Raw genomic sequence first — 1,978 nt, forward strand, 5'->3', positions numbered from 1 at the left:
CTTGCCGATGACGACGGCTCCGGCGGCGCGCAGGCGGCGTACCGCTTCGGAATCGGCGGCCACGGGGGTCCGGTTGGCGGAGCCGCCGAAGGTGGTGACCTGACCCGCGACGTCCAGCTCGTCCTTGACGGCGACGGGTACGCCGTGGAGCGGACCGGTCGACTCAGCCGCGTCACGGGCATCGGCCTCGGCGAGGGCCTGCTCGGCGAGGACGACGCGGAAGGCGCCGAGGACGGCGTCGGTCCGCGCGATGCGGCGCAGCGCGGCTTCGACGAGGGCGCGTGAGGTGGTCTTGCCGGTGCGGACCAGCTCGGCCTGGCGCGCGACCCCCTGGAACATCGACTCCGCGTCGTCCTCGTCCTGTTCGCGCCGTCGTACGCCGTCCTCTTCCATGGAAACCACCCTTTTCCCCTTACCTGTCGGTAACTCGGGTGCAAGGCTGGTCGCCCGGCGCTCGCGCGTCAAGACCGGGGGGCGGGGGTGGCTGCCGGGGGTGCGGATCAGGCCCGCCGGGGCGGGCGCCTACCCGCCGGGGACCTTCCCGCAGGGGGCGTGGATGCTGACGGCGAGCGTCCCGGTGGGTTCGTACCAGTTCACATCGACCTGGTCGCCGGTGCTCCGGTCCTCGTACCGGAAACCCATGTCGGAGATGTTCTCGCTGACGAGCTTCCAGCCCTGCTGCGACAGCCGGGCGCGGACGCGCTCCTGGGCGGTCCGGGCGGTGTCCTCCGGAACACCGGTGGTCCGCCGGTCGAGTACGAAGCTGCGGACGTCCGGGCGGCCCTGGTCGATGTGGGCGAGGGAACGCAGTCCCCGGTAGTAACAGGCACCCGTCTCCAACCGATCGGGCGGCGAGTCGGCGTCGGCGGGCAGGGCGAGGTCGTCCTGGACGCGCTCGGCCTCGGCGGCGAGCCGGGCGGCGACGATCGCGGGATCGGCCTCGGGGTACGGTGCGCCGTTCCACAAGCGGTACGCGCCCCAGCAGGTGGCCAGGAGGAGTGCGGCAACGCCGAGTACCAGCGCCGCGTACACGGGACGAGGACGCGGGTGCGGGTGCGGCTGCGGCTGCGGCCGGAACGGCGCCGCTGGAGCAGAGGACGGTACGGAAGGCATGGTCAGGACCGTACGGGGTCGGGTGGTGCGGCACATCGGGGCGGGTACTCACATCGACGTGAGTACCCGCCCGGTCCGACGTGACCCCGTCCGGGTCAGACCACGGCTCCGGTGGGGTTCGGCCGGCGGCCGCGGACGCGGAGCACCGCGACGGCCGAAGCCGTCAGTGCCACCACGACGGCCGCCAGCGTCAGGAGCCAGACCGGGACCCCGCCCGCCGTGAGCAGCTTGTCGTGGTAGATCGCCCGGCGGTACGGGGTGTCCTCGGCGGTGGCGCGCAGTTCGTGGTCGGCGTCGATCCGCCCCGGTACGGGGAACCGCTGGTCGATGGCGGTGAGGAAGACCGGCTCGGCGCCCGCCAGTTCGGCGAGCGGGCCGCGCTCGGGGTGGACGGTCCCCGCGAAGGTCACCTCGGGTGCGGAGCCGCCGATCGGGGAGGCGGGCTCCATGCGGTGGTCGGCGAGGACGTACAGGCCGAGGGATTGCGGTGTCTTCGCCATGCGGGAGAGCCGCATCGGGTAGACCAGCCGGTCGCTCTCGAAGCGGATCCTCAGCGGGTCCAGGTCCCCCCGCAGCGGCTTGCCCTGTTCCCGGGGGGCGAGCCGTACGGCCACGTACTCCCAGCTCTGGTCCACGTACGGCTTGACCTCCGTGGCGAGGCGCTCGGGGAGTGCGAAGCCGTTGCTCTCCAGCCAGTTCCTCAGGGCGTCCGGGTCGGTGGCGGTGAGCCGGGCGACGTCGAAGTCGCCGAGCTGTTCCCGGCCGACGACGCCGACCGGCGGCGCCGCGGCGCCGGGCATCGGGGCTCCGGCGCTGTCCCCCGTGGTCGAGGAGAAGGGCCAGTCGCGTTCGCGCGGCCAGAAGT

3 protein-coding genes are annotated in these 1,978 nt (G+C 73.3%); all 3 read right to left on the bottom strand.

Annotated elements, in window-relative coordinates:
* Window positions 1–393: amidase family protein (locus tag ACWGIU_RS36720; protein ID WP_453712409.1), on the bottom strand; the 393-nt coding region annotated here is incomplete at its 3' end.
* A gap of 129 nt (window positions 394–522) precedes the next feature.
* Window positions 523–1,032, bottom strand: coding sequence for a hypothetical protein (locus tag ACWGIU_RS36725; RefSeq protein ID WP_453712410.1), 510 nt, complete (start codon window positions 1,030–1,032; stop codon window positions 523–525).
* A 176-nt stretch (window positions 1,033–1,208) separates the two neighbouring features.
* Window positions 1,209–1,978 (bottom strand): DUF2330 domain-containing protein (locus ACWGIU_RS36730; RefSeq protein WP_453712411.1); only part of this gene is annotated, 770 nt, incomplete at its 5' end.

Source organism: Streptomyces sp. NPDC054840 (assembly GCF_053611065.1).